The organism is Paenibacillus sp. JJ1683 (assembly GCF_053006485.1).
The window spans coordinates 1,604,864-1,627,978 of record NZ_CM129820.1 but is presented as its reverse complement, the minus strand read 5'-3'; the positions used below and the strand labels follow the sequence as shown (position 1 = coordinate 1,627,978).

24 protein-coding genes are annotated in these 23,115 nt (G+C 44.9%); 6 read left to right on the top strand and 18 right to left on the bottom strand.

What is annotated here, in order from left to right; translation table 11 throughout:
- Window positions 1–46: 46 nt before the first annotated feature.
- The 14 genes from ACUC6J_RS06960 to ACUC6J_RS06895 all read right to left on the bottom strand — a co-directional run bounded on the left by ACUC6J_RS06960 (window position 47) and on the right by ACUC6J_RS06895 (window position 10,633).
- The gene (locus ACUC6J_RS06960; RefSeq protein ID WP_447249979.1) at window positions 47–1,069 is read right to left on the bottom strand and encodes a FecCD family ABC transporter permease; all 1,023 of its coding nucleotides are present in this window, start codon (window positions 1,067–1,069) and stop codon (window positions 47–49) included.
- Entirely contained in the window at window positions 1,062–2,069 is a 1,008-nt protein-coding gene (locus ACUC6J_RS06955) for a FecCD family ABC transporter permease (RefSeq protein ID WP_016820618.1), read from the bottom strand. Before ACUC6J_RS06955 ends, ACUC6J_RS06960 begins: the two co-directional genes overlap by 8 nt.
- A 10-nt stretch (window positions 2,070–2,079) precedes the next feature.
- Complete coding sequence (locus ACUC6J_RS06950; protein WP_447249978.1) at window positions 2,080–3,060, bottom strand: ABC transporter substrate-binding protein; 981 nt, start codon at window positions 3,058–3,060, stop codon at window positions 2,080–2,082.
- 167 nt (window positions 3,061–3,227) lie between these two features.
- Entirely contained in the window at window positions 3,228–3,911 is a 684-nt protein-coding gene (locus tag ACUC6J_RS06945) for an HD domain-containing protein (protein ID WP_017426598.1), read from the bottom strand.
- A gap of 44 nt (window positions 3,912–3,955) precedes the next feature.
- Window positions 3,956–4,684 (bottom strand): HEAT repeat domain-containing protein, encoded by a 729-nt coding sequence (locus ACUC6J_RS06940; protein ID WP_447249977.1) that lies wholly within the window; start codon window positions 4,682–4,684, stop codon window positions 3,956–3,958.
- Between the two features lie 198 nt (window positions 4,685–4,882).
- Window positions 4,883–5,917: an NAD(P)/FAD-dependent oxidoreductase gene (locus tag ACUC6J_RS06935; protein WP_017426596.1), complete on the bottom strand. Its 1,035-nt coding sequence runs from the start codon at window positions 5,915–5,917 to the stop codon at window positions 4,883–4,885.
- 152 nt (window positions 5,918–6,069) lie between these two features.
- The gene (locus ACUC6J_RS06930; RefSeq protein ID WP_045244003.1) at window positions 6,070–6,573 is read right to left on the bottom strand and encodes a DUF1572 family protein; all 504 of its coding nucleotides are present in this window, start codon (window positions 6,571–6,573) and stop codon (window positions 6,070–6,072) included.
- 24 nt (window positions 6,574–6,597) lie between these two features.
- A complete protein-coding gene (locus ACUC6J_RS06925) occupies window positions 6,598–7,047 on the bottom strand; it encodes a hypothetical protein (RefSeq protein WP_016820624.1) in 450 nt (149 codons plus the stop codon).
- A 25-nt stretch (window positions 7,048–7,072) separates the two neighbouring features.
- Window positions 7,073–7,594 carry a GNAT family N-acetyltransferase gene (locus tag ACUC6J_RS06920; protein WP_447249976.1) on the bottom strand — a complete coding sequence of 174 codons (522 nt, stop codon included), beginning with the start codon at window positions 7,592–7,594 and terminating at the stop codon, window positions 7,073–7,075.
- A gap of 57 nt (window positions 7,595–7,651) precedes the next feature.
- Entirely contained in the window at window positions 7,652–8,143 is a 492-nt protein-coding gene (locus tag ACUC6J_RS06915; RefSeq protein WP_447249975.1) for an NUDIX domain-containing protein, read from the bottom strand.
- An 87-nt stretch (window positions 8,144–8,230) separates the two neighbouring features.
- A complete protein-coding gene (locus ACUC6J_RS06910) occupies window positions 8,231–8,692 on the bottom strand; it encodes a hypothetical protein (protein WP_044785840.1) in 462 nt (153 codons plus the stop codon).
- 11 nt (window positions 8,693–8,703) lie between these two features.
- Entirely contained in the window at window positions 8,704–9,132 is a 429-nt protein-coding gene (locus ACUC6J_RS06905) for a GNAT family N-acetyltransferase (RefSeq protein ID WP_019686613.1), read from the bottom strand.
- A gap of 217 nt (window positions 9,133–9,349) precedes the next feature.
- Window positions 9,350–9,709: a FlxA-like family protein gene (locus tag ACUC6J_RS06900; RefSeq protein WP_016820629.1), complete on the bottom strand. Its 360-nt coding sequence runs from the start codon at window positions 9,707–9,709 to the stop codon at window positions 9,350–9,352.
- 84 nt (window positions 9,710–9,793) lie between these two features.
- A complete protein-coding gene (locus ACUC6J_RS06895) occupies window positions 9,794–10,633 on the bottom strand; it encodes a hypothetical protein (RefSeq protein ID WP_447249974.1) in 840 nt (279 codons plus the stop codon).
- Between the two features lie 287 nt (window positions 10,634–10,920).
- Between ACUC6J_RS06895 and ACUC6J_RS06890 the strand changes: the two genes are divergently transcribed.
- From ACUC6J_RS06890 to ACUC6J_RS06880, 3 genes are all read left to right on the top strand, one after another.
- Window positions 10,921–11,496: a class I SAM-dependent methyltransferase gene (locus ACUC6J_RS06890; protein ID WP_016820631.1), complete on the top strand. Its 576-nt coding sequence runs from the start codon at window positions 10,921–10,923 to the stop codon at window positions 11,494–11,496.
- Window positions 11,497–11,511: 15 nt separating this feature from the next.
- A complete protein-coding gene (locus ACUC6J_RS06885) occupies window positions 11,512–12,117 on the top strand; it encodes a DedA family protein (RefSeq protein WP_447249973.1) in 606 nt (201 codons plus the stop codon).
- A 138-nt stretch (window positions 12,118–12,255) separates the two neighbouring features.
- Window positions 12,256–12,345 carry a putative holin-like toxin gene (locus ACUC6J_RS06880; protein WP_306294947.1) on the top strand — a complete coding sequence of 30 codons (90 nt, stop codon included), beginning with the start codon at window positions 12,256–12,258 and terminating at the stop codon, window positions 12,343–12,345.
- A gap of 230 nt (window positions 12,346–12,575) precedes the next feature.
- On the opposite strand, the gene ACUC6J_RS06875 is transcribed toward ACUC6J_RS06880, so the two are convergent.
- The 3 genes from ACUC6J_RS06875 to recQ form a co-directional block, all read right to left on the bottom strand.
- On the bottom strand, window positions 12,576–13,886 hold the full coding sequence (locus ACUC6J_RS06875) for an alkaline phosphatase (RefSeq protein WP_447249972.1): 1,311 nt from the start codon (window positions 13,884–13,886) through the stop codon (window positions 12,576–12,578).
- 183 nt (window positions 13,887–14,069) lie between these two features.
- Entirely contained in the window at window positions 14,070–15,926 is a 1,857-nt protein-coding gene (locus tag ACUC6J_RS06870) for a B12-binding domain-containing radical SAM protein (RefSeq protein WP_016820634.1), read from the bottom strand.
- 50 nt (window positions 15,927–15,976) lie between these two features.
- Window positions 15,977–17,875, bottom strand: coding sequence for a DNA helicase RecQ (recQ, locus tag ACUC6J_RS06865; RefSeq protein ID WP_447249971.1), 1,899 nt, complete (start codon window positions 17,873–17,875; stop codon window positions 15,977–15,979).
- 223 nt (window positions 17,876–18,098) lie between these two features.
- Here recQ and ACUC6J_RS06860 point away from each other — a divergent pair, with 223 nt between their 5' ends.
- Complete coding sequence (locus ACUC6J_RS06860; protein ID WP_447249970.1) at window positions 18,099–19,112, top strand: RluA family pseudouridine synthase; 1,014 nt, start codon at window positions 18,099–18,101, stop codon at window positions 19,110–19,112.
- Between the two features lie 84 nt (window positions 19,113–19,196).
- Here the strand turns inward: ACUC6J_RS06860 and ACUC6J_RS06855 are convergent, their stop codons facing one another.
- A complete protein-coding gene (locus ACUC6J_RS06855) occupies window positions 19,197–20,045 on the bottom strand; it encodes a hypothetical protein (protein ID WP_447249969.1) in 849 nt (282 codons plus the stop codon).
- Between the two features lie 573 nt (window positions 20,046–20,618).
- Between ACUC6J_RS06855 and speD the strand changes: the two genes are divergently transcribed.
- Window positions 20,619–21,425 (top strand): adenosylmethionine decarboxylase, encoded by an 807-nt coding sequence (gene speD, locus ACUC6J_RS06850; protein ID WP_016820638.1) that lies wholly within the window; start codon window positions 20,619–20,621, stop codon window positions 21,423–21,425.
- A 249-nt stretch (window positions 21,426–21,674) separates the two neighbouring features.
- The gene (locus ACUC6J_RS06845) at window positions 21,675–23,093 is read left to right on the top strand and encodes a malic enzyme-like NAD(P)-binding protein (RefSeq protein WP_447249968.1); all 1,419 of its coding nucleotides are present in this window, start codon (window positions 21,675–21,677) and stop codon (window positions 23,091–23,093) included.
- The last annotated feature ends 22 nt before the right edge of the window (window positions 23,094–23,115 follow it).

Here is a 23,115-nt window from a genome sequence, read left to right as displayed (position 1 = left end):
GATCTTTGATGGGAGCAACCTCCTATAGAACCTGAATTCAATGAAATTAGGCCGTTTTTTTCATAAGCAAGACTACAAAATAAGGGACCCCGATCACCGCAATAATCAGTCCAACGGGAATTTCCGCAGGCGCAACCACCGTTTTGGCAACAAAATCAGACAACAGCACCAGTACCATACCGACCATACCGCATACGGGAATCACAAAACGATGATGAAGGCCAACAAGCCTTCTGGCGATATGAGGAGACAATAAGCCTACAAAGCCTATTCCTCCAGAAACAGACACACAGGCACTCACCAGTCCAATGCTGGACAGCAAGAGAATAGACTTTTCCTTTTCGGTCGCAACGCCAAGACTTTTAGCTGTATGTTCATGTAATTGAAATAGATCCAGCACATACGATTTCAACCAAATAACAGGAATTAATATGACAAGCCATGGAATTACGGCAGCAACCAGCTTCCAATCAGCACTCCAAATACTGCCCGACATCCATACTGTCGCCATCTCGAAATCCGAGGCTTTCATTTTCAGCGACAGATATAAGCTTAAGGAACCGAAGCCAGAGCCAATCGCGATACCTACAAGTAGCAGTCGCTGCGAATCCAGACGTCCTGCTTTCCAAGCAAATAAATAGATCAGCAGCGCAGCTACCAAACCTCCAATCAAGCCGAAAAAGGGCATAGCCAGCGCCGCAGTCCAGCCTGTCGTCTCCATCTGTCCCTGGTAAAAGAACATAAATATGATTATTGCTGCCCCTGCCCCTGCGTTAATGCCTAAAATGCCGGGATCGGCCAAACCATTCCGTGTAACTCCCTGTACCGCCGCCCCAGCTATCCCTAGACCTAAGCCGACCAAGGCCGCAATCACAATACGCGGTAGCCGAAAATCAAAAATCACCAAATCCAGCTGCGGAGTAGGGTGGATACGGAACAATGTCTGAATTACTTCCTGAAGGGTCATGCCGAACTCTCCATGGGTCAGACTAACATAGGAGGCTGCTAAAATAAGTGCAGCCCCACCTGAAAGTACGAACCACAGCCGTTTCACACTGATTTTACGCATGCTCTCCCCCTCCTTTTCTACGTATTAAGTACAGAAAGAAAGGGATGCCAATGACCGAGGTAACCACTCCAATAGGCGTTTCAAACGGATAATTAAGAAAACGGCTCAACACATCAGACATGCCCAAAAAAACACCACCGATCAAACCAGAGCATGGAATGACCCAACGGTAATCTACCCCGATTAAATATCGGGTAATGTGCGGAATCAACAAGCCAACAAAAGCAATTTTCCCTGCCAGCGCAACAGAAACACCTGTCAGCAATGCTACACAGAGCATCGCCCCCAACTTGACTGGTAATGCCCGCTGTCCCAGACCTGTGGCCACGTCGTCGCCCAAAGACAGTAGTGTTATTGGCTTGGCCAGCAGCATTGCTCCTACAATTGCCACAAGAGCAAAGGGAATTGCCAATTGAATCATCCCGGGGTCCATTTGGTGCAGACGAGCGTTAAACCAGAAGCTTACATTTTGCGATACATTAAAATAAATGGAGAGAACGGCCGACAGGCTGCTTAAAAACGTGCCAATGATCGTTCCCAAAATGGCCATACGAACCGGGGCAAGACCGCCGGGAATCATCCAGGCTAAACCGAACACAATAGCCACCCCCAGAGCAGATCCCACAAAAGAACTTCCAATCAGGCCCATCGAAGTGGAATTCGGTGCAAGGATCATCATTAAGGTGATCACAAACGCCGCCCCATCCGACACCCCCATAATTGAGGGTGAAGCCAAGAAATTCCGCGTCATTCCTTGCATAATGGCTCCTGAAATCGCGAGAAAAGCACCGATTAATATAGAGCCGACCGCTCTAGGCAGACGCGAGTTTAAAACGACCTGATGGTCCACGTTTCCAGCATCAAAATGGAAAAAGGTAGCAGTTACCGTCTCCCATTCTATCGTCTTGGCTCCGTACATCACAGACAGCAGTAATGTTAGTACGATAAACAAGGGAGAGACGAAGATTACAAGGTAAGGAGAGATCAACTTTTTTCCCATGTTCCTACCTTTACTGCGAAAGTCGGTTCATAACCGCTTCCAAAAAGGCAAGTTTGCTCCATGAAGTACCACCTTGAGCATTGGGATCTACAATGTTGACGAAGGTTTTCCCATTCTTGACGGCATTGATGCTGCTCCAAATCGGATTCTTCTCCAAATCTGCCAATGCCTGCGGCTGGTCCTTGTTCTCTCCTTCGGAGAATTGCACGAACAGATAATCGGGGTTCATATCAGCCAATTTCTCCAGAGAAACCGCCTCTTGTGCTTTAACTGTATTTAACTCTTCCGGTACCTTAGCTCCTAGATCAGCATACAGCGAAGGATTGAAATATACATCCGCAGGGTATACATACAGATTGCCTGTACGAATCCGTACCATGATTACCTTTTTATTTCCCCATATTGGTTTGAGCTTCTGTTGGGCCGCCTCCGCATCTTGCTTGTACTTGTCCAGGATCTCCTTCGCCTTTGCCTCTTTGCCTGTAAGCTGTCCCAACATTAATAGATTCGCTTCCCAGTTTGTTGAAATATGGGATACTGGAACCAATGGAGCGACCTTCCCTAGCTGTTCTGCCACCGCAGGCCGAAATTTAGAACTTCCAAGAATCACATCTGCCTTCAGTTTCAGGATCGTTTCAGCGCTAGGCTGCATTCGGTCACCAACGTCTGCGGCTCCTTCCATCGCTTTTTCCATGAACTCAGGAAATTTTCCGCCCGAAGTAACCGCCCCAGTTGGTTTCACTCCCAGGACAGCTGCATCTTCCATCGCTTCCAGACTAGCTATAATAATATGATCCGTCTTGGCCAGCTTATAAGTCTTATCTAGATATGTAATCGTCTTGGCACTTTCTACGTCAGAAACAGACGTTTGTGTCGATGCATTGGTATTCTTTTGAGCTGAGTTATCTACCTCCTGCACCTTTCCACCACATGCCGTCAACAGCAAACTTGCCGATAATAAGGTACACATCCATATTGCAAACTTCTTCATAATCTGAAAGACTCCCCTCTATCTACTTGAATTTACAGATAATAATTATCATTATCATTGATAACTATTATCAATAGTAGGAGAGAAATCGGCGTATTGCAATATTTTTTCTAATATTTATTAAAAAGAGGGCTAGCTTCCCCTGGAATCATTGCAATTAGGAAGCATCAGCCTTCCCTGTTTTGTTGGATATCATTCACATTCCATTCTTTATAAAACTGCTCCAAATACATTTCCATCCATTGATGCCGAACCTCCGCCAGTTCTCGGGCATAAGGGGTATTCATTAAATCCTTGAGCTTGAGCAGCTTTTCGTAAAAATGATATATGGCACTTTTACCTGCGGCGCGATAATCATATTGTGAATAGTCTTGATCCGGATCGTGCATGATACTGCCTTTTGAGCCTGCATACATAAAGGTTCTTGCAATCCCAATCGCTCCCAGAGCATCCAACCGATCTGCATCCTGTACAACCTGACCTTCCAGCGTTTCCATAGGCGGATTTTGTCCACCATTGTAGGACATTGTAGCAATAATGGTCATCACGTGTGTGATCACATCCGCATCGTTTACATGCAGATGCAGCCACTGCTCAACTTTATCCAGCCCCGCTTGTTTGGATTCATTTAATTTTTCATCCGCTACATCATGCAGCAGTGCTGACAGCTCGCACACGAACGGATCTGCACCTTCTTTTGCAGCAATTTCAACAGACAGCTTCCTCACCCGGTCAATATGCCACCAATCATGACCACTGTGGTCATGCTCCAACTGCTGCTGTACATACGGCTCTGCCTTTTGAATAATATCTTCCATCATCGCTTCCTGCTGCTCTGTTCGTCTCTTCATAAGTCACCTTTCCATCCCGTCCATATTTGCTATGTGAGGTTGGTTTATTTTTTTATATGCTTGTCCATTTGCTTAGCGCGAATCATCGAGAGCGCCTTACGGGCTGCCAGCTTCCCATTCGGGCTACCATGCTTCACTACTTCTTTTAACAATTCGGTCGCGGGTTCATACCCATGATATCCCAAAAGAATACATGCACGTTCCTGTACATACATATCTTCATCATCCACATAGGGAAGCAATGAATCCACCTCACTGACAGGTGTAATCGCCATTAAGCTGTAAAGAAGCTGGCACCTCACATCATCCTCCATTGATGAATCCTTTTCCAGTATAGCCTGCATTTCATGCATACAGCGAATATCTTCTGCTAGTTGTTCGGTGCTTATGTCGTTGTCAGACGGGTAATCCTTACGCATCTGTTCCCAATCCAGCTCTGGGTTTTGCTCCAACTCTGCAATCAGCGAAGCTGTACTTCGGTACATCGGTGACAAATCTGTTTCCTCGTGATTGATGTAACATAATTTATATGCTAGTGGTCCCTCTACATATAGACCTACATAATTAGAATGATCATCGGTCCATAGCGGGACGATATGCTTGAACACCTCGATCTGCGTCATCCACTCGATACTCTCGGCAAGCTCCTGTTCACTTAGCAATCGTAGCTGAACCTTCCGCCCTTCCTGCTTCTTGCTATGGATTAGTAAAGCTTCCAGCGTATCGTCAGGTAGATCAATCGCTTGGCGTTCAAGCACCTCTTGTAAGCTCATTTTTCCACACTCCTAATCTTTTCTACTCCAAATCTATTATCTAATCCCTGAAAAGGACAGGCTATCTCCATTTTATTCTATATGTGTATGGTATCCAACCTTAGGTCGACAAGTCCATAACTATGCAAAAAAAAAGAACCCCCTTAACCACATCAGCTGTAGTTAACGGAAGTTCTTTATTAAACTGATTCCCTTATTTTATTCCACGACACCAAGCTCGCGGTTTTTTTCCTTGAAGCGGCTGTTGTGAGAAGATACATATGCGGCTTTATCAGCTGTCGGATCAATGTACAACTTGGCGCTGTTGAGGGCAAGAGCAGCATCTGTGAACGTACCTGCAATCAGATACAGCTTGCTTCCGTACTCGACAAAATCACCTGCAGCAAAAATCCCCGGTAGATTCGTTTCCAGCTTGTCGCTCACGCGGGCATGCCACTCTCCCATATCCAGTCCCCAATCTCGCAGGGGGCCGAAATCGGATTTTAGGCCATGATTTACGATAACTGCATCAACATTCAGCATCTCTATTTCGCCCGTATCTACATGATTGATCGTCACCTGCTCAATCGTTTCTCCGTTGTTGCTATGTAACTGACTTACCGCATAAGGTGTGAGAACACGGACCGAAGAGGATTTCATACGGGCTACATTTTTCTCATGTCCGCCAAAATGATCCCGACGATGTACAACTGTCACACTCGCCGCAATAGATTCCAGCTCATTCGCCCAATCTACCGCTGAGTTGCCTCCACCGGAAATCAGGACATGCTTGTCCCGGAACGGCTCCAGCTCTTGTACGGTATAATGCAGGTTTGTAACCTCGTAACGGTCAGCACCTTCAATCTCCAGTTTAGCCATTTTGAGAATACCATAACCTACAGCCAGAACGATCGTACGCGTCCAATGCTGTTCCCCTGTGGCAGAAGTCAGCAGGAACGTACCATCTTCTTGCCGCTCCAAACCTGTAATCTGTTGTCCCAATACAATGGTAGGCTCGAACGTCCGTGCCTGCTGCTCCAACTGGTCAATCAGCTTTTCACATAAAATCGGGGTTACCCCGCCAACATCCCATATCATCTTCTCCGGGTATATACGCATCCGTCCGCCTAGCTCATGCTTGGCTTCGATCAGCTTGGTTTTCATATCTCTCATGCCACTGTAAAACGCAGTATACATACCGGCAGGACCGCCGCCGATGATCGTTACATCATATAATTCCAAGGACTCTGTCACTCTGCAACTCTCCCTATCATAGCGTATTATGTCTGCTTCTATTATAAGTGATAATAATTATCAATATCAATTAAGAAATAAAAACATATCTGTGACAGAGGTATTAGTGACTTTGGAACTACGTTTATACAGTTATTTGGCTACTGCTTTCGTTAACCTTGTGGATTAGGCAGGGATTGCTGCACTATTGCACGCAATGCTTTTTCATTCAGCCCAGTCTGTACAAATTGAAAACGGTGACTTGCCAGCCTCTGAACTCGATCTATGATCTGACCCAGATGATAAGCCGTATGCTCCACCACATGGTAAACGTCATACATATTTATATCGCCTGTGTTGTCCAATGCTGCACAGAAGGAAGAAAAAGCATCTTCAACTTCCTCCATAAGCTGTTCTTTGTTTTGCACTGAAGGCTTGAAGCTATCCTCCATACCTTGCTTGTATGTAATCGTCGGATCCATGAGTTTGACTGCATTTCTACGCACATGCACCATTATATGATGGACAATTCCTCCAATACTGTTCTGTTCCGCTTCACCAGTGCCCCATAACATGGTTTCATCCAAAAGCTGAATGCATGCCCGCAGCTTAACCAAGTATTGATCGTACATTCTGTGCTTGGATATGATCTTAAATTCATGCATGGAAGAATTCATATGTTCATTTCCTCCTTTATCTTTTCAGGTGTATTTTTTGAAAAAGTCACTTCCGTGGATCATCCAATATCGTTCAGCAGGAGGGACCTCTTCCAAAAAGTTCTGATATTCCCCTTTCCACCCCACCGGGACATAGTGTTCGAAAGAAGCTGGCTCCGGAAATAGAGAGTAGAGAACTTTCTGGTCAAAATCAACATACAAAGCAGGACAGAATTCCAACACTTCATCCTTATGCTGGATTGCTTCATCTAGCATTTGGAGCATTGTAGTGAGTTCTCCCGCAGCCACCTTATATTCACAGATGTGTTCCAAAAATGCTCCGGCTGTGGTCTCATCCAAAATAGCGATGCCAAACCGTTCCTCCATCTCGGTATTCAAAAACCAATACTCTCTTTCCGTCACATACCAATTCCATTGTCCCTGAAACATGACACCGACAATGATATTTTTCGCATATTCTGGCCATATTTTCATGAGCTTTTGCGTTCCCCTCCCTCACTTACAGCTCGATCCAAAACCGGTTTACACGGTTTCCATCTTCCTCTATGTAATCCTTGTCCGGTATTCCGCCGTTTCGCAGAATCGTTCTTTTGGAACTGATATTATCGGAGTCGCATACGACGAGGGCTTTGGAAATACCCAACTCTTTTGCTTTGCCCAATGCTAAGGCCAGCATAGTCACAGCGTACCTGTTCCCTCGTGCAGAAGGACGGATACCATAACCGATATGACCGCCAGCGTTTAATAGATGCTCATTAAGATCATGACGGATATTCACTGCTCCGACGACCTGGTCATCTGCATCCATCAGCCAGTATGTCGAACTTTTAACCCAGCCTTTAGACAAGCCAATTCCGTTTTTCTGTTGACTTAAAAACGTCAGCATACCTTCAAAATCATACGGTTCTATAGAAATCACCCAAGGCACCATATGCTCCTGGCTCTTTTTCCATTCCTCATAAAATGAAAGATAAGCATCCTTCCAGCGCCGATCCGGCTCAACCAATCTGATGGCCTGCATCCTACTCACCGCCCCCTCATTAAGCACTCCATGTATCTACTAATGGTCTCGTCATCTCTACACCCCATAGTTCTTCATCGTTGCTTCCAATGTTTCATCCGTATCCGCCAGCCACACGGAGCTAACCTCAAACGTCCCTGGCTCGAAAAACAATGGGAACCTCCGCTTAAACCAATCCTGCATCGGCAAATTCAGTGCTTCCTTCATATCTACCCACAGTAGTTCTCCCTCAGGAGGATTTTTTAATAGCTCACCTTCCGTTGCTGTAGCCAAATAATTAAAGACCATATATCTCAGCCCTTGGTTTGGATCACAATATTCGTCGATTCCTTTAAAAACAATTTCCGTAACCGTTAAGCCTGTTTCCTCTTTTACTTCGCGAATGGCTCCATTCACAATGCTCTCTGGGAACTCTACTTTTCCTCCTGGAGCAATATAACCCGGAAACCCCTTTCGATTGGGTCTGTTCATTAGCAATACCTTGTTTCCATCTTGAATCATGCACATGGTATATATTTTGTGTGTCACTTCTGTACTCAATCCGATCATACCTTTCTTTATTCCATTCTCTATGATCTAGCTTTTAACTTTCTCACCGACATATCTTGGTTGAATATGGTATTCACCATAGAACGATTACAGTCCCTCGTCAAACAACTGTAGACCTATGATTTCAAAGGCGACACCGTCACCCGCTTTAACGTGGATATCACCATTCAATTCGTCAGAATCCAAAACAAACGTAGCCTCTCCTACAACAATCTCCAGACAGTCTATCCCGCCTGCTTCGCCTTGTATCACTTGTTGTATCATCCCTTGAATCCAATAGTCACCTAGCTTTGGTTGAGGTTGAACAATGCCTGTCTTTTCCGTAGGCCTCAGTCTTCTGAACCCTTCTATACTGGATGGAGAAGTCTCGACCGAAATGACACAGCCGGGAATTAACTTTTCCAAGCTTTGTTCATACGGAACAACATACGCATATCCCGAGGTCAGTTCATGCCGAAAATATGTCCAGTAGCCGTATATCTTTTCCTCGCCAATATTACGAATGATAATCTTTTCATCTTGATTTACTTCCTTGATCTGTACGCGCATTTATGAAGTCCTCAGTAGATATTTTTCTTATAATAATAATGTTTAAAGCCTCTAGGAGCCTCATCAATGACACCGACTACTTCATACCCCTGCTTTTCATAGAATTCAGGTGCTTGAAAAGAAAAGGTATTCAGTTGTATCAAAGTACATCCTTTATCTCTAGCGATTTGTTCAATTTCACTAAGTAATTGCGAACCGTAGCCCCTTCCTCTATGGCCCTGATCTACCCACAAAATATCAACCTCCACCCAGTTCCAACAAAGTACACTTAGAAGACCGCCGATGACCTGACCGTCTCCTTTTTTGAGCGTAAGATTAATTTCTTCATATTGGGTTTGAATATCTGCCGGGACGTGTTTTGCATTAAACTCAATCAACTTGTTTCTGACGAAACGAGCTTCATCCCTACTACTTCGACTCCATTGAGGTTCCAATGTCATGGCTTAAATCCTCCAATTAGAATGTATAACAATCTATTAAATACTAAAGTCAAAAGCCTTCCATCTGCCCACTGTTATTTATTGTAATACTTTTTTAGGTTTAGTCACATGATTCATTTTGAACTACTATAAAACGCGAAAGCAGGCTCCCTATGTAACAGAGAGCCTGCTGTCTTTTGTATCCATCGTCTGGCTTACAGGAGAAGAGATAGGATGACTAAATAGAAATATCCAGTGATTTTCCAACCCCAGTAATATCACTGCCATTCGAGCTGCTGGTACGAGTCATTTCCATATTACTTGGAGCGGACCTTTCCATTTTTGGTGTGGACGTGCTGCTGGATTGAGAACTTTGCTGTGCAATCTGAGCTTCAATTTGCTTAATTTGCTGCTGAAGCTGCTTCATTTTCGTTTCTTTTGTATCCTTATTATCTTTGCTTTGCTGGACCTTATTGTACTCTGCTTCAAGCTGGGCTTTTTGCTTTTCCAAACTGGCTGTATCGTTGGTACTAGATGAAGATGAAGTTGAAGTATTGGCAATAGATATAGAGCTACTAGATGTGGCTGAAATATTCACAGAAGGATTCTCCTTTTTAAAAGCTAAGTTTGAGTTACAAGTGTGGGCTAAGCATTTTTAAGGTATGCTATTGCGCTCTAAAGATTATGACGAAGACGATACAGATTGTTCAAAAATCTTAGCGATTTTATCGAATAAAACTGATACTTCTTCATCTGTCGCATTCGATTCATCTGTGTTTCCCCAAGCGTTTTTTAATGCAGAAATCAGGTCTGTTTGCTCATCTGTTTCTGAAGATATGGAGCCAGATAGAAGATCGGAACTCAGGACGTTTTGCAAATCATTCAGTAAGGATCTTTTTTCATCTACGGTATGCTCTTCTTCAGATGTAGTGGTGTTATCCTCTTGATGAGTAATCTCCTGAATATTCCATGCAAATGGGGGCATAATTCCACCCATCGCCTGCATCATTGGAGGCAGACCGCTGCTATCAACCTCAGGTCGGAATGAGTCACCTTCAGGCGGCGGTGTAGGGCGGTTATTCTGGATCGTTTCAGCTACTTTATCGAATAAATCTGATACTTCCTCATCTGTTGCTGTCGAAAGATCCACCCCGGATAACAAGTCGCTGACTGTAGCCAAAGGATTGTTTGTACTGTTATTGATTTCATTCGTTTCAGATAAAGCACTTGAAGACGTCAAGTAACTTTGTAAATCTGACAATAACGCTTTCTGTTCGTCCATAGTCAGCGCCACAGTATTCTGGTCGTATTTGTAGCCATAACTGTAGTTTTCCGTAGGAAGCGGAGCCTGCATACCTCCGGCGTATTCCATAAATTCCGTACTTAATTCGAGTGAATCGCTGGATTTCTTGTGTGTGGTATGCCCCGCGTTATTTAGTCCATTCTCATTTGACTTCAGCGTATTCGAGTTATCGTAGGAAGTCGAAGTCGTGATGAGATGCCTGTTGATGGATAATGACAAAGTAGATCCCCTCTCAGTGTACATAATGTTTTTAGCTGCTCACCTCTCTTTCATCGGTTGTAAAACTGAAGGCAGCCTGAGAGAATGCTGAATGATAACTGAATGAATTCGGACTGTCCCATACTGCACTCCTTTTCTTTCTTCCTAGACTATAGTCAAGGAAAATCCCCTCCGCAGGACGGGGAACCGAGCCCTACTCCAGACAGGAGCAAGTAAAGGGATAATTTGTTACTCTTAGCAGAGAATAAATGAACGCATTTTGAAAATTGAAGGTAGGGGAAAGAAGTATGATCCGTATTAGTCATTTAGTTCACGAGAGACTTATGTTCCTATTCAAATTTTTGTACTCGCCTGCATATGTGGGTAGCGTAACACCCAGTTCCAGATTTTTAGCTAAAAATATGATAGAATCCATTCCATGGAGTGATGTTCATGCCGTGGCTGAGCTTGGGGCTGGAACAGGCGCAATTACCCAATACATCCCGTCTACAACAAAAATTCAACCTAAGGTTTTGCTCTTTGAGAAGGACCCGACCATGCAGCAGAGTTTAAAAAGAAGATTCCCGAATTATCTGTGCTATTCCGACTCGCGTGAGCTTCAGCTTGCTATGAAAAATGCTCAAATTGAACAGCTTGACTGTATAATCAGCGGGCTGCCATTCTTCAACTTTCCACAAGCGATGCGAGATCAAATCGTAGAACAAATTCATCGGTCACTCAGGGATGGAGGGATGTTTGTCGCCTTTCAATACTCTAAACAGATGAAACAGCAGTTAGGTGAATGGTTTGATATTGAAGAAATCAAGTTTGTACCTATGAATGTTCCACCCGCATTCGTGTATGTATGCCGAAAGAAAGCTTAAGAAAGGAGTATGGGGATGGATGTTGAATATTTGATTTCCATTATCGAACAATATGGCTATGCAGCATTATTCTTCTCTCTATGGCTCGGAATTGTGGGACTGCCCATTCCAGACGAAGTTATAGTGATGACTGGCGGGGCCGTAACAAGCATGGGGATACTTCATCCGTTACCTGCTTTTTTAATTGTATATCTCGGGGTTGTATCAGGCCTATCCTTAGGTTATGTGTTGGGGAGAAGCTTGGGTACACCCATTTTGGATCGTTTGCGCCGAAAGAAGAAAATGGACAAGTACATTACTTTTTCAGAAAATTTAGTACATAAGTATGGAAACTTCACGATATGCATCAGCTACTTGCTACCGATCGTTCGCCACATTGTCCCTTATATTGTGGGGATCAATAAAATGAGTTTTAAGCGCTACGCTCTATTCTCTTATTCAACGGGCTTGATTTGGACGCTGATCCTCTTTTTGCTCGGACGTCTCTTTGGCGATCATGTACAAGCAGCAGGAGAATTGATTCATCGTTATGGCTTGCAGGTGGCACTGCTTCTCATCATGCTGACAATTATATTTTTTATAATGAAATTTGTGTGGGGGAAGAAAACAACGGAGGATTAGTCTGAGATAAAGCTCACCAAAGTCAAAAAGACGTTTTTAAGTATTTTATCACTTTGATTATTCCTTATTTATGGTATACTTTTCTAATACAATATGCGGCTATAAAGGGCGGTCGGCTAGTCTCCCAGAAGGGAGGTGATGCCCATGGAGGTCAAAGATACTATCTCCTTAATGATCATGTTTGGCATGTTCATTTTGGCGTTACTTACCTACATGAAAAAGAAATAGACCGCCCTGACCAAAGGTAAACGGTCTATTCTCGACCATATCTTACGCGGCCGACTGCTCTTTATGCAGTTATTGTATGGTGGAGTCGTGTTAGCGCACGGCTCCTTATTTATTCTTACCTTATTATAACCGATTTTATTACGTAATTACATGTCTTTGTTACTCGAATTTCTAAATTAATGGATTAATTAAGGGTTCATACTGCGATGAATAAGCCCTCTCACCCTAGGCTATTTTTTAAATTGAAGCAGCTTAGCCAGCTTGTCATGAATGGCCGTATTCGGGTAATTCCCGCTAAATTGGGAGGAACCCGGACCCATTGCAGTTAGCGCTACATCAACGGATGTATGCCCTCCGGTGGTCCAGTCGATATAAAACTTCTCATCAGAGCCTTTTACGGTAAAAGGACCGTCTTCTTTGGAAACACCTTCACCGGATTCATCCTCTGCATCTTCGCCTTCAATGGCCAAACCGCCTGTCTCATGGTCTGCCGTCACTAACACCAAAGTATCTGGATGCACTTTGGCATAGTCTTTAGCTACTTTAACAGCCTTATCCAGCTGCTGCCCGGCTTTAATGGTTAATTCACCTTCATTGTCGTGCGCCATCTCATCCGTTCCTTCTTCCTCTACCATCAGGAAAAAGCCTTTTTTGTTTTTGGATAGAACATCAATCGCTTTCGCTGTCATATCCGGTAAAGAAACCGTTGGGTTGTAAGAATTGCCTAGTTTGTTGTGAGCTTGGAACATTTCTTCATTGGCGAACAGCCCTAGTAATTTAGAGCCTTTGGCTGCTTTCATTTCAGCCTGGTCTGTCACATAGCTATAGCCCAACTTCTTCGCTTGTTCCACCAAATTTCCTTGAGTTCCCTTACTAGCTTCCTCAGGATCTTCTGCCGGTGCATCTGGATGTTTGCCTGCTGTTCCTGCAGGGTACCAGAAATCCTCACCCCCGCCCAGAATCACATCCAGCTTGCTTTTCTCAATATACTGCTTGGCAATCTCGCTTTGAGCGGAGCGCTTCTCAACATGCGCACCAAAGGCAGCGCCCGTCGCATCTGTCACTTGGCTTGTCGTCACTACTCCTGTAGACATGCCTGCTTTTTTAGCCAGCTCCATAATGGTTGTCACTGGTTTTTTATTCAAATCCATTCCGATCGCGCCGTTATACGTTTTCACACCTGTTGCAATGGCAGTCGCAGCGGCGGCAGAATCTGTAACCAGGTTGTCCCCTGAACTCGTGCTAACCAGGCCTGTTACAGGCATCTTGTCCATTTCAAGCAATCCCGATTTTCCAACCGTTGCTAAGCGAATCGCGTTACGACTGGCTTCTCCCATACCATCACCGATAAAAAGAATGACGTTTTTAGGAGTATCCGCTTTAGCTGATACAGCCTTCTGTGCCTTGGACTCTGCGACAGTGGACTTCGTAGGAGCCGCGGCTGCAAAAGCTTTAGGGATATCAGCAGATAATAAGGGTACAGTCAAAACAGTCACAGCACTCAACGCAAGGATACTCTTTTTCATGGAACGCTTTTTCACAAGGTCACACTCCAATAAATTTAATATTCATATATGATAAATTCATCATATATTGGTTTTGTAAAAAATCGTAAAGCACTAGGTTTCCCGAATGTAAAAAATTGAAGTGGTCATCTATATTTTATAAAAAAAGAAGACATCGACTCCTGGTATTCCAAGAGTTGATGTCTTCTGGTGTTTATATTAAATCGCGGCGATATTTTTGCCGATGGGCATGGTGTAGTATAGCGGTTTTTGCTGTCCGTTTTGCTGATAAACTACAAGCAACAGTGTGCGGCCTTCGGCTGTTAATGGGCTACCACCACTCAGGATATGATCCAGACTGAACGGCAGGACATCCAGCACAGCGTGCTTTTGCAGTTCCTTTTCACCCAGCTTCAAGGAAGCAAAGGCTGGGATCATCTCGCGGTATGGCTGCGGCTGTTGGCTAGCCACATCCATCTCACCCGTGCTTTCCTCGCCCACATCTGCCACCGCAGGTGACAACAGCGCATCCGGGTGCTGAAGGGCCATTTTCATATAGCTGGACCAATCGTCCTTCTCCAGGGTATGTTCCCACCAGATTTTACGCGGCTTATATTTATGGTTTAAGAAATAATCAAGCTTCATCAGCCCAAGTACCATTTCCATTCGCTTGGTTCCCCGCGATTCCAAAAAGGACTGGAGACGCGTAAACAGGTCTTCGAGCTGATGTCCGATTTTTTGCCAGCCCTGTCCTTCCCAGTAGTCTCCAAATTCCTGAAAGAAATCAAAGGCGGACGAGAATTCACGCTCAATCAGGTAGCTCACCGTATGGTCCATACGATGAGAGTTCCAGTATTTCTCCAATACATCTTCCAAGCGTTTGAGCCTCACAATGTCGGCAAAGGAAAGGACGTCATTGCTCAACATTTCATACGGCGCAACATCCATATAGGTATAGTTATACTTATCAGCGTCAATGCGCAGACCTGTACCACGCAGCATTTTGAGGAAGCCAAGCTGAAGCTCTTCTGGACCAAGCGCAAAAACGTCATTAAACGTTTTACGAAATGTATTGTAGTCCTCCAATGGCAATCCGGCGATCAGATCCAGATGCTGGTCGATTTTACCGCTTTGCTTGACCTTTGTAACGGTACGGGAAAGCTTGGTAAAGTTCTGGCGGCGCTTAACTAGTTCATTGGTGGGATCATTCGTTGATTGGACACCGATCTCAAAGCGAAATACCCCCGGTGGTGCATTCTCCGCCAAATAATCCAACACCTCGGGACGCATAATATCTGCCGTAATCTCAAACTGGAAGACACAGCCACGGTGATTTTCAATCAAAAACTTGAACATTTCCAGCGCATAATCGCGTTTAATATTAAAGGTTCGGTCCACAAATTTAATCAATTTAGCCCCATTGTCAATCAGATACAGAATATCCGACTTAGTGCGCTCAATATCGTAATAACGCACCCCGACCTCAATGCTGGACAAACAAAATTGGCAACTGAACGGACAGCCCCGGCTCGTTTCAAAATAGACAACCCGTTTCCCGAGCTCCGGGATATCCTCTGCAAAACGATATGGAGACGGCAGCTCGTTCAAGTCCGCTTTAGGGCGACCCGGCATGATAATAACCTCTTCTCCCTTACGGTAAGCCAGTCCATATACAAAATGAAACTTGCGATCTCCTTCCAGTTCCTGCAGCAGTTGATGGAAGGTTTCCTCTCCCTCACCAACAACAATAAAATCCACATTCGCCAAGCGCTTCATCCAGTGCTCCGTATCGTAAGATACCTCCGGGCCACCCAAAACAATTTTGACCTCGGGCATAATCTTTTTCAACACATCAATGACTTTAATCGTCTCTTCAATGTTCCAAATATAACAGGAAAAACCGATGACATCTGCTCCCCGTTGAAACAGATCAGATACGATGTTCATCACCGGGTCCTTAATTGTATACTCCGCCAGCTCGATATCAAAATCCTTTTCACTGTAGGCTTTGAGGCATCGGATGGCCAGTGAGGTATGAATATATTTTGCGTTTAATGTTGATAAAATGACTTTCATAGGTCACAACCTTCTATAAATTTGCACGGACTTTTATATCCTTAGTATAGCTATTCAAAATCCTCGTACACATCGTCTACAAAAATCTCGTCCTCGCTCACCATTCCGCCGGTATTCCCCTGATTTTGAAAGAAATCAAGAAACGGCTTGCCATACTTGCGGAACTTCACTTCACCAACACCCTTGATCCGCAGCATGTCTGCTTCGGATTGCGGACTCGCTACGCTCATCTCTCGCAGCGTGGCATCATTGAAGATGATATAAGACGGTACATGCTCCTGAGCGGCCAGATCGCGACGGATTAAGCGCAATTGCTCAAACACAGTTTCGTTGACCGCAGCAGGATAGGTGTCGCGTCCCTTTCGTCCACGTGATCCCGCTCCCCCTGCTAAAGCAGTGGCATGCCGCACCACACGCTGCATGACTTCTCGCTGACCTCTCAGCACTTCAGCAGCAAGCTGTTGCAAGCGTACGACCGGATACTGCCCCTCGGACAGCATCAGATAGCCTTCCGACACAAGAACATTGATAATCTCAGCAATTTCTTTCTCCGTTCGGTTGCCCATCACGCCATAGGTTGGCAGGCTGTCAAAACCATACTGCAGCACTTTTTTGTTACGCGAGCCTTTCAACACTGAGGCCACCATGGAAACCCCATACCTCTCCCGCATACGATGAATGCACGAAAAAATCTTTTGCGCATCTATGGTCATATCGACCAGTTCCCGCTCGTCAGTACATGAACTGCATATGCCGCAGGCTTCATGCTCCTCCGCTTCTCCGAAATACTCCAGCTGTGCTGAACGTAGGCAGCGAGTCGTGTAACAATAGTCAACCATCTGCTGGAGCTTACGGTAGTCGTTGCGCTTGCGGTCTTCATCCTGTGGATTTTGCTCAATCAGGAACTTCTGGGTCACAATATCTTGCGGTCCGAACAGCAAAATACATTGACTCGGGTCGCCATCACGTCCTGCGCGTCCCGCTTCTTGTACGTACGCCTCCATATTTTTAGGCATATTGTAATGAATGACATAGCGTACGTTTGATTTATCTATCCCCATACCGAAGGCATTGGTTGCGACAATGACACGGATATCGTCGTACAGAAACCCTTCCTGGCTATCTGCACGTTCCTGATCTGTCATTCCTGCATGATAACGTCCGGCTGCCATGCCAGCGTCGCGCAGGCGTTGATATAAATCATCCACGTCCTTACGTGTCGCCGCATAAATAATGCCCGATTCACCCTCATGTTCACGGGCATAATTCAGTAAAAAGCTGCGTTTGTCCTCCCCTCGCAGCACACTGAACGCCAAATTCGGCCTCCCAAGCCCCGTAACGAACGTTTCCGGTGAGCGCAAACGAAGCAGGCGTACGATGTCATCCATAACCTGTGGTGTAGCCGTCGCCGTAAACGCAGCTACGATTGGACGTTCATATAGCCCGTCCACGAATGGAGCCACAGCCAGATAGCTGGTACGAAAATCATGACCCCACTGGGATACGCAGTGAGCCTCATCTACCGCAACGCAGGAAATCGGTAACTGAGCCATCTCATCACGGAACCAATCCAGTTCCAGTCGTTCAGGGGCGACATACAGCAACTTCAAATCTCCGTTCCGTGCGGCGCGTATACGGTCATTGACTTCTCGACCGCTCAACGTGCTATTAATGTAGGCAGCTGCAATCCCCATCGTGGTCAGCGCATCCACCTGGTCTTTCATTAACGAGATCAGTGGTGACACAACAATGGTCAGCCCCTCATGCAACAACGCGGGAATCTGGTAGCATATCGATTTTCCGCCACCTGTCGGCATGATGCCCAGCGTATCGTTGCCTTCCAGCATACTGGCCACAATTTTCTTTTGTCCTTCCCGGAAATCGGGATAGCCATAAAATTTTTGCAGCAAGTCCTGCGCCCGTTCCAATGTTGGTGCTTGTACACTCATAGTTTCAAAACTCCTCATATTTCTAGCGTCCTCGACGCATATCGGCTTTTCTTTCGTTACCTTATAGTTTACCGGGGTTAAGGGCAATGTTCAACCGCTGGAAGTCTGTCCATCGGGTTTTAGTCTCTTATGGCATTCGCTGTTTTCTCATGATATAGTGAACACGGTGCCGCAAATGGTCCACAATATGAAGAGATACGGCTCCAAGAAGGAGAAAGAACCCATGAATAATCGGAAACCTCAAAGGAAAAATCATACAAAATCAACTTCAAACACAAGCCACTCCAGACGCAATCACAAACCCGCCGGAAAATCTGGCTCCTATAGACCGGAAGCTCAACGGAAAACCCATACTTTGGATAAATCCCCTGCCAAAACATACATCGTTCAGGAACCTGCAGAGCTATTGAGCTTTTTAGTTGAGCATGTGACTGGCATGGGTCGTAATTCCATTAAATCGGCATTGGCGCGTGGGCAAGTTTCCGTCAACGGTACTCCTCGTACTGTGCATAATTTTCCGCTGGAGCAAGGACAGACTGTCGCGCTCTCCAAGGAAAAGGTAGCTCCTGTGGTGCCGCTAACCGGGCTGCGTATTTTGCATGAGGACGAAGCTATTATCGTTATCCATAAAGATGCTGGGCTACTTTCTGTCGCTTCTGCGCAGGAACAGGAAGTCACAGCCTATCGCCAGCTTACAGCCCACGTACGACGCGAGCATCCGTATAACCGTATTTTTGTACTGCATCGTTTGGATCGTGATACATCAGGAGTGATGATGTTTGCGAAAAGCGAAGCCATACAGCAGGAAATGCAACAAGCGTGGAAGGAAGTTGTGTATGAACGAACATACATTGCTCTCGTAGAAGGACAGGTTAAAAAAGACGCGGGCACAATCACCTCATGGCTGAAAGAAAGCAAGACGCTGAAAATGTACTCCAGTCCTTATCCGAATGACGGCCAGCATGCAATCACTCACTACAGGCGGCTTCAGGCCAATCGGCATTTTTCTTTGCTGGAAGTACGTTTAGAGACCGGACGCAAAAATCAAATTCGCGTGCATATGGAGGATATCGGTCATCCGATTGTTGGAGATAAAAAATACGGTTCCAAGAGCAAGTCGATTGGGCGCCTTGGTCTGCATGCACAGGTATTGTCGTTTATTCATCCCGTCACCGGAGTATTGCTGCGTTTTGAATCCGACATTCCTAAAAGCTTTTTGAATCCGTTTCGGGAGTAGACTGGAGCAAAGCACACGAAGAAGAGTGTAAAAATACAAAGGGAAATTAGGGGGCTGTAAAAAAACAGCCCCTTTTTTTGTTGGTTAAGCGGTATGCCTCCGAACACCATCAGCCATTTTCATCAACTCATCCCATATGTATATGGGTGAATTACACACTGGACATTCTACCCAGCCATTTAAGTAAGGTAACTGGGCAAGAAGTAATTTCTCATCTATTTTTTGAGCATATTCGTATAGCCACTGTATATTGGCACCTTTATGGTCCAAAGAACGGGGGCGAATCGGATAGGGGATTAGATTGCCTGAACTGACAGGGTCTTTATCATAGACAACGAGAGTGTCACCCTGTTCATCAGGCCAAATATAGAGCGGGGTACCGCAATGGGGACAATCCAGCATATATTCGTCACCTGTATCAAAAGTTTGTAGCATATAGGCTACGGAATGATCCCCCTCAAAGGCGGCAGCCGCAGCGAGAACATAGCGCTTGCCGACATCTTCTTCGTGTTCTTTCGCATAGAGCACCATTTCTTCCGTCAATTCTGTAAGGCGAACGATGGCACTTCGATATTGCGTATAAATATATTCTGCCAGGCTAGAATCCACTTCCACCTGATCCCTTGCAAATTCCAACGGGATTTTGGTATGTAAGGGATTATTATTTTTCGCTTCAAATATTCCGCAAATGGTATATATATCTGCCCGAATCTCTATATCAGAACTTTTTAGCGCAATGTCTACTAGGTAAGGTACAGCCGCAAAAGTACAAGTATACAACGTATTTTGGTGATACAATTCCTCCCAATACAAGGTGTCAGCCATTTCGCCATCATATCCGGCTTGGAGCTGTTTTAACATTTCTGGAACGTATTGAGAAGAACCGTAGGGGCCTTGGAGCAGAGTCCAGGCCGGATCGGACAAAGCCAGCATCTTGATACTCCTTCCACCGTTTTTCTTACAGTCATGAGATAGGTTTATAAAATGAGTTTGCGATCAAAATTCATTTTAACTTCATAATTCTTAGCTTGTTACGTTTATTTCATTATACGCATAACAGTGGCTGAAGTTGCTTTTCTCATTTTATGCAATGTACAAAATCACTATTTTTTAGGGCCTATAATCATATTCGGTTAAGCTTTCAGCATTATGAAGGTAACATACATTAAATTCATGAATTACGAACCTAGATCTTTTGTTGTACTACGAACCTTCTGCCAATTCCGTTCCCTTCCTGTATACATATATACATAGTCCACATTATAAGCTCTGTTACTTAAAAATTGCTGAGTAAGAAATAAAGTATATTAACGTTTAATTCCCATACATGTAAAATCGAGAGGAGCTCAAGTGAATCTGGCTGTTTTTAATGATACCAAACGGGTAAAACATACATGTTCAAGTCTTTATTTTATCCGCTACAAAGCTGATTTTATGAATCGGTATATGAAAAGGCGTGTTGGGAATATTACGTATGAATACTGCGACTATAAGGGGAAATAGCCTATGACCATAACACCGGAACAGCGGATTACCCTGCACGGATTTAACAATTTGACCAAATCATTGAGCTTTAATATGTACGATATTTGTTACACCAAAACCAAAGAAGAACGCGAGGCCTATATTGAATATATTGATGAACAATATAACTCGGATCGACTGACAGCTATTTTAAAAAATGTATCCGATATTATCGGTGCCCATGTACTCAATGTTGCTCAGCAGGATTATGTCCCTCAAGGAGCGAGCGTGACAGTGCTTATATCAGAAGGGCCGATTGTGGAGGTACCGAATGATTCGTATGCAGAATCACCAGGTCCCCTACCTGAGTCTGTCGTGATACAGCTGGATAAAAGTCATATTACGGTTCACACCTACCCTGAATATCATCCAGACGAGGGGATCAGCACGTTTCGTGCAGATATTGATGTTTCTACCTGTGGGGAAATCTCCCCGCTCAAGGCACTTCACTATCTGACTCATTCTTTTGACACTGACATTATGACGATTGATTACCGGGTACGCGGCTTTACGCGTGATACGAATGGTCATAAGCTTTTTATCGACCACGACATTGCCTCGATTCAAAACTATATTCCCGACGAAGTGCGCAATCAGTATGACATGATCGACGTAAACGTGTATCAGGAAAATATTTTCCATACCAAATGCAAGCTAAAACAATTTGATCTGGACAACTACCTGTTCGGCTACACAAAAGAAAGTCTGAGTGAAAAAGAGCAACAAAATATATCAACACGACTCAAAATCGAAATGGACGAAATTTACTACGGCAAAAATATGACGTAAACCAAAAATGGATCATTTCGTTATACAAAGGACGATTGCTTAGACTGGAATTCAGCCGGGCTTTCGTCTTTTTTGGATACAAGATCATATATATTACTCAGCTTGATCTGTACAAGTGGAAGAATGTTCACTATGATAGGGGAAGAAACCACTAATTTAAACTATCAGCCTAGATTTTAGACTTGCTCCCGATTGTAAGCGCAATCAATTGATCACTATTTTGTTTTAAAAGACAAAGGAGGAATTTGCATGCAAGGCGGTATTGGCGGTAAAAATATTATTTTACGACTGGAAATTTCCACCGAGCACATCCAGTTTGGTCAATTGATTACATTGGTAAACGAACATGGCGGAGATGTCATCGCCATTGACGTCATCCGCACCTCTGAGAAGGCCACTGTGAGAGATATTACAGTCACCATTGCTGATCCAGCAGAAATCGACCGAATGATCGCCCGGATTAAAAAAGCACAAGGTGTAAAGGTACTGTCCATCTCTGATCGCACCTTCCTCTTACATCTCGGGGGCAAGATTGAAATGCAGCCTAAGGTCCCGATTCAAAACCGCGATGACTTATCCCGGGTATACACTCCTGATGTGGCACGCGTATGCATGGCAATTCATGAGGAGCCAGACAAAGCTTTCCGATTAACAATTAAGCGTAACACCGTCGCTGTCGTCTCTGACGGAAGCGCTGTCCTCGGACTCGGCAACATCGGCCCGTATGCAGCCATGCCGGTTATGGAAGGCAAAGCCATGCTGTTCAAGCAGCTTGGGTCCGTCGATGCCTTCCCCATCTGCCTGGATACGCAGGACACGGAAGAAATCATTAAGGCTATTAAGCAACTGGCCCCAGCCTTTGGCGGTATTAATCTGGAGGATATTTCATCGCCACGATGCTTTGAAATTGAACAGCGATTACGTGACGAGCTGGATATACCTGTTTTTCATGACGATCAGCATGGCACAGCTGTTGTTTTGTACGCAGGGCTGATTAATGCGCTCAAGGTGGTCGGCAAAGCTCTGTCTGACGTCAAAATTGTCGTCTGCGGTATCGGGGCTGCAGGTGTCGCCTGTACCAAAATTTTGCTATCTGCAGGGGCAGTGAACATTATTGGTGTAGACCGTAACGGTGCGCTTACAGCTGATGAAACCTATGAGCATCCGATGTGGAACTGGTATGCGCAGCATACCAACCCTGAACGGCTGTCCGGCACGCTATCTGAGGTTCTGAAGGACGCAGATGTGTTTATCGGTCTGTCGGCAGGCGGAATATTGCAACGAGAAGACGTGAAGCGTATGAAGGAAGCTCCTGTCCTGTTCACCATGGCGAACCCGGTTCCGGAAATTAACCCAGAGGATGTCGAGGATATTGCAGGGGTCATCGCCACCGGACGTTCGGACTATCCTAACCAGATTAACAACGTACTTTGCTTCCCTGGCATATTCCGAGCAGCACTGGACTGTCGCGCCCGTGAAATTAACGAAGAGATGAAGCTGGCAGCCGCAGAAGCCATCGCAAGCACAATCCGTCCCGATGAATTAAACAAGCTATATATTATCCCGGGTGTTTTTAACGAAGGCGCTGTACAGCAGGTGCGTAAAAAGGTGATTCAAGCCGCGATTGCGAGCGGTACAGCCAGAAGAGTTCCTAGAGATTTCAGATAGAAGAAAAGGATTGCTCCCGTAA

Bases quoted from the DNA above. Each gene is read 5' to 3' on its own strand.
- ACUC6J_RS06920 (WP_447249976.1), bottom strand. From the start codon at position 7,594: ATGCAGGCCATCAGATTGGTTGAGCCGGATCGGCGCTGGAAGGATGCT.
- ACUC6J_RS06890 (WP_016820631.1), top strand. From the start codon at position 10,921: ATGATCCGTATTAGTCATTTAGTTCACGAGAGACTTATGTTCCTATTC.
- speD (WP_016820638.1), top strand. From the start codon at position 20,619: ATGACCATAACACCGGAACAGCGGATTACCCTGCACGGATTTAACAAT.
- ACUC6J_RS06855 (WP_447249969.1), bottom strand. From the start codon at position 20,045: ATGCTGGCTTTGTCCGATCCGGCCTGGACTCTGCTCCAAGGCCCCTAC.
- ACUC6J_RS06845 (WP_447249968.1), top strand. From the start codon at position 21,675: ATGCAAGGCGGTATTGGCGGTAAAAATATTATTTTACGACTGGAAATT.
- ACUC6J_RS06930 (WP_045244003.1), bottom strand. From the start codon at position 6,573: ATGAATTCTTCCATGCATGAATTTAAGATCATATCCAAGCACAGAATG.
- ACUC6J_RS06925 (WP_016820624.1), bottom strand. From the start codon at position 7,047: ATGAAAATATGGCCAGAATATGCGAAAAATATCATTGTCGGTGTCATG.
- ACUC6J_RS06940 (WP_447249977.1), bottom strand. From the start codon at position 4,684: ATGAGCTTACAAGAGGTGCTTGAACGCCAAGCGATTGATCTACCTGAC.
- ACUC6J_RS06905 (WP_019686613.1), bottom strand. From the start codon at position 9,132: ATGACATTGGAACCTCAATGGAGTCGAAGTAGTAGGGATGAAGCTCGT.
- ACUC6J_RS06910 (WP_044785840.1), bottom strand. From the start codon at position 8,692: ATGCGCGTACAGATCAAGGAAGTAAATCAAGATGAAAAGATTATCATT.
- ACUC6J_RS06960 (WP_447249979.1), bottom strand. From the start codon at position 1,069: ATGCGTAAAATCAGTGTGAAACGGCTGTGGTTCGTACTTTCAGGTGGG.
- ACUC6J_RS06885 (WP_447249973.1), top strand. From the start codon at position 11,512: ATGGATGTTGAATATTTGATTTCCATTATCGAACAATATGGCTATGCA.
- recQ (WP_447249971.1), bottom strand. From the start codon at position 17,875: ATGAGTGTACAAGCACCAACATTGGAACGGGCGCAGGACTTGCTGCAA.
- ACUC6J_RS06950 (WP_447249978.1), bottom strand. From the start codon at position 3,060: ATGAAGAAGTTTGCAATATGGATGTGTACCTTATTATCGGCAAGTTTG.
- ACUC6J_RS06915 (WP_447249975.1), bottom strand. From the start codon at position 8,143: ATGATCGGATTGAGTACAGAAGTGACACACAAAATATATACCATGTGC.
- ACUC6J_RS06945 (WP_017426598.1), bottom strand. From the start codon at position 3,911: ATGAAGAGACGAACAGAGCAGCAGGAAGCGATGATGGAAGATATTATT.
- ACUC6J_RS06955 (WP_016820618.1), bottom strand. From the start codon at position 2,069: ATGGGAAAAAAGTTGATCTCTCCTTACCTTGTAATCTTCGTCTCTCCC.
- ACUC6J_RS06880 (WP_306294947.1), top strand. From the start codon at position 12,256: ATGCCCATGGAGGTCAAAGATACTATCTCCTTAATGATCATGTTTGGC.
- ACUC6J_RS06870 (WP_016820634.1), bottom strand. From the start codon at position 15,926: ATGAAAGTCATTTTATCAACATTAAACGCAAAATATATTCATACCTCA.
- ACUC6J_RS06860 (WP_447249970.1), top strand. From the start codon at position 18,099: ATGAATAATCGGAAACCTCAAAGGAAAAATCATACAAAATCAACTTCA.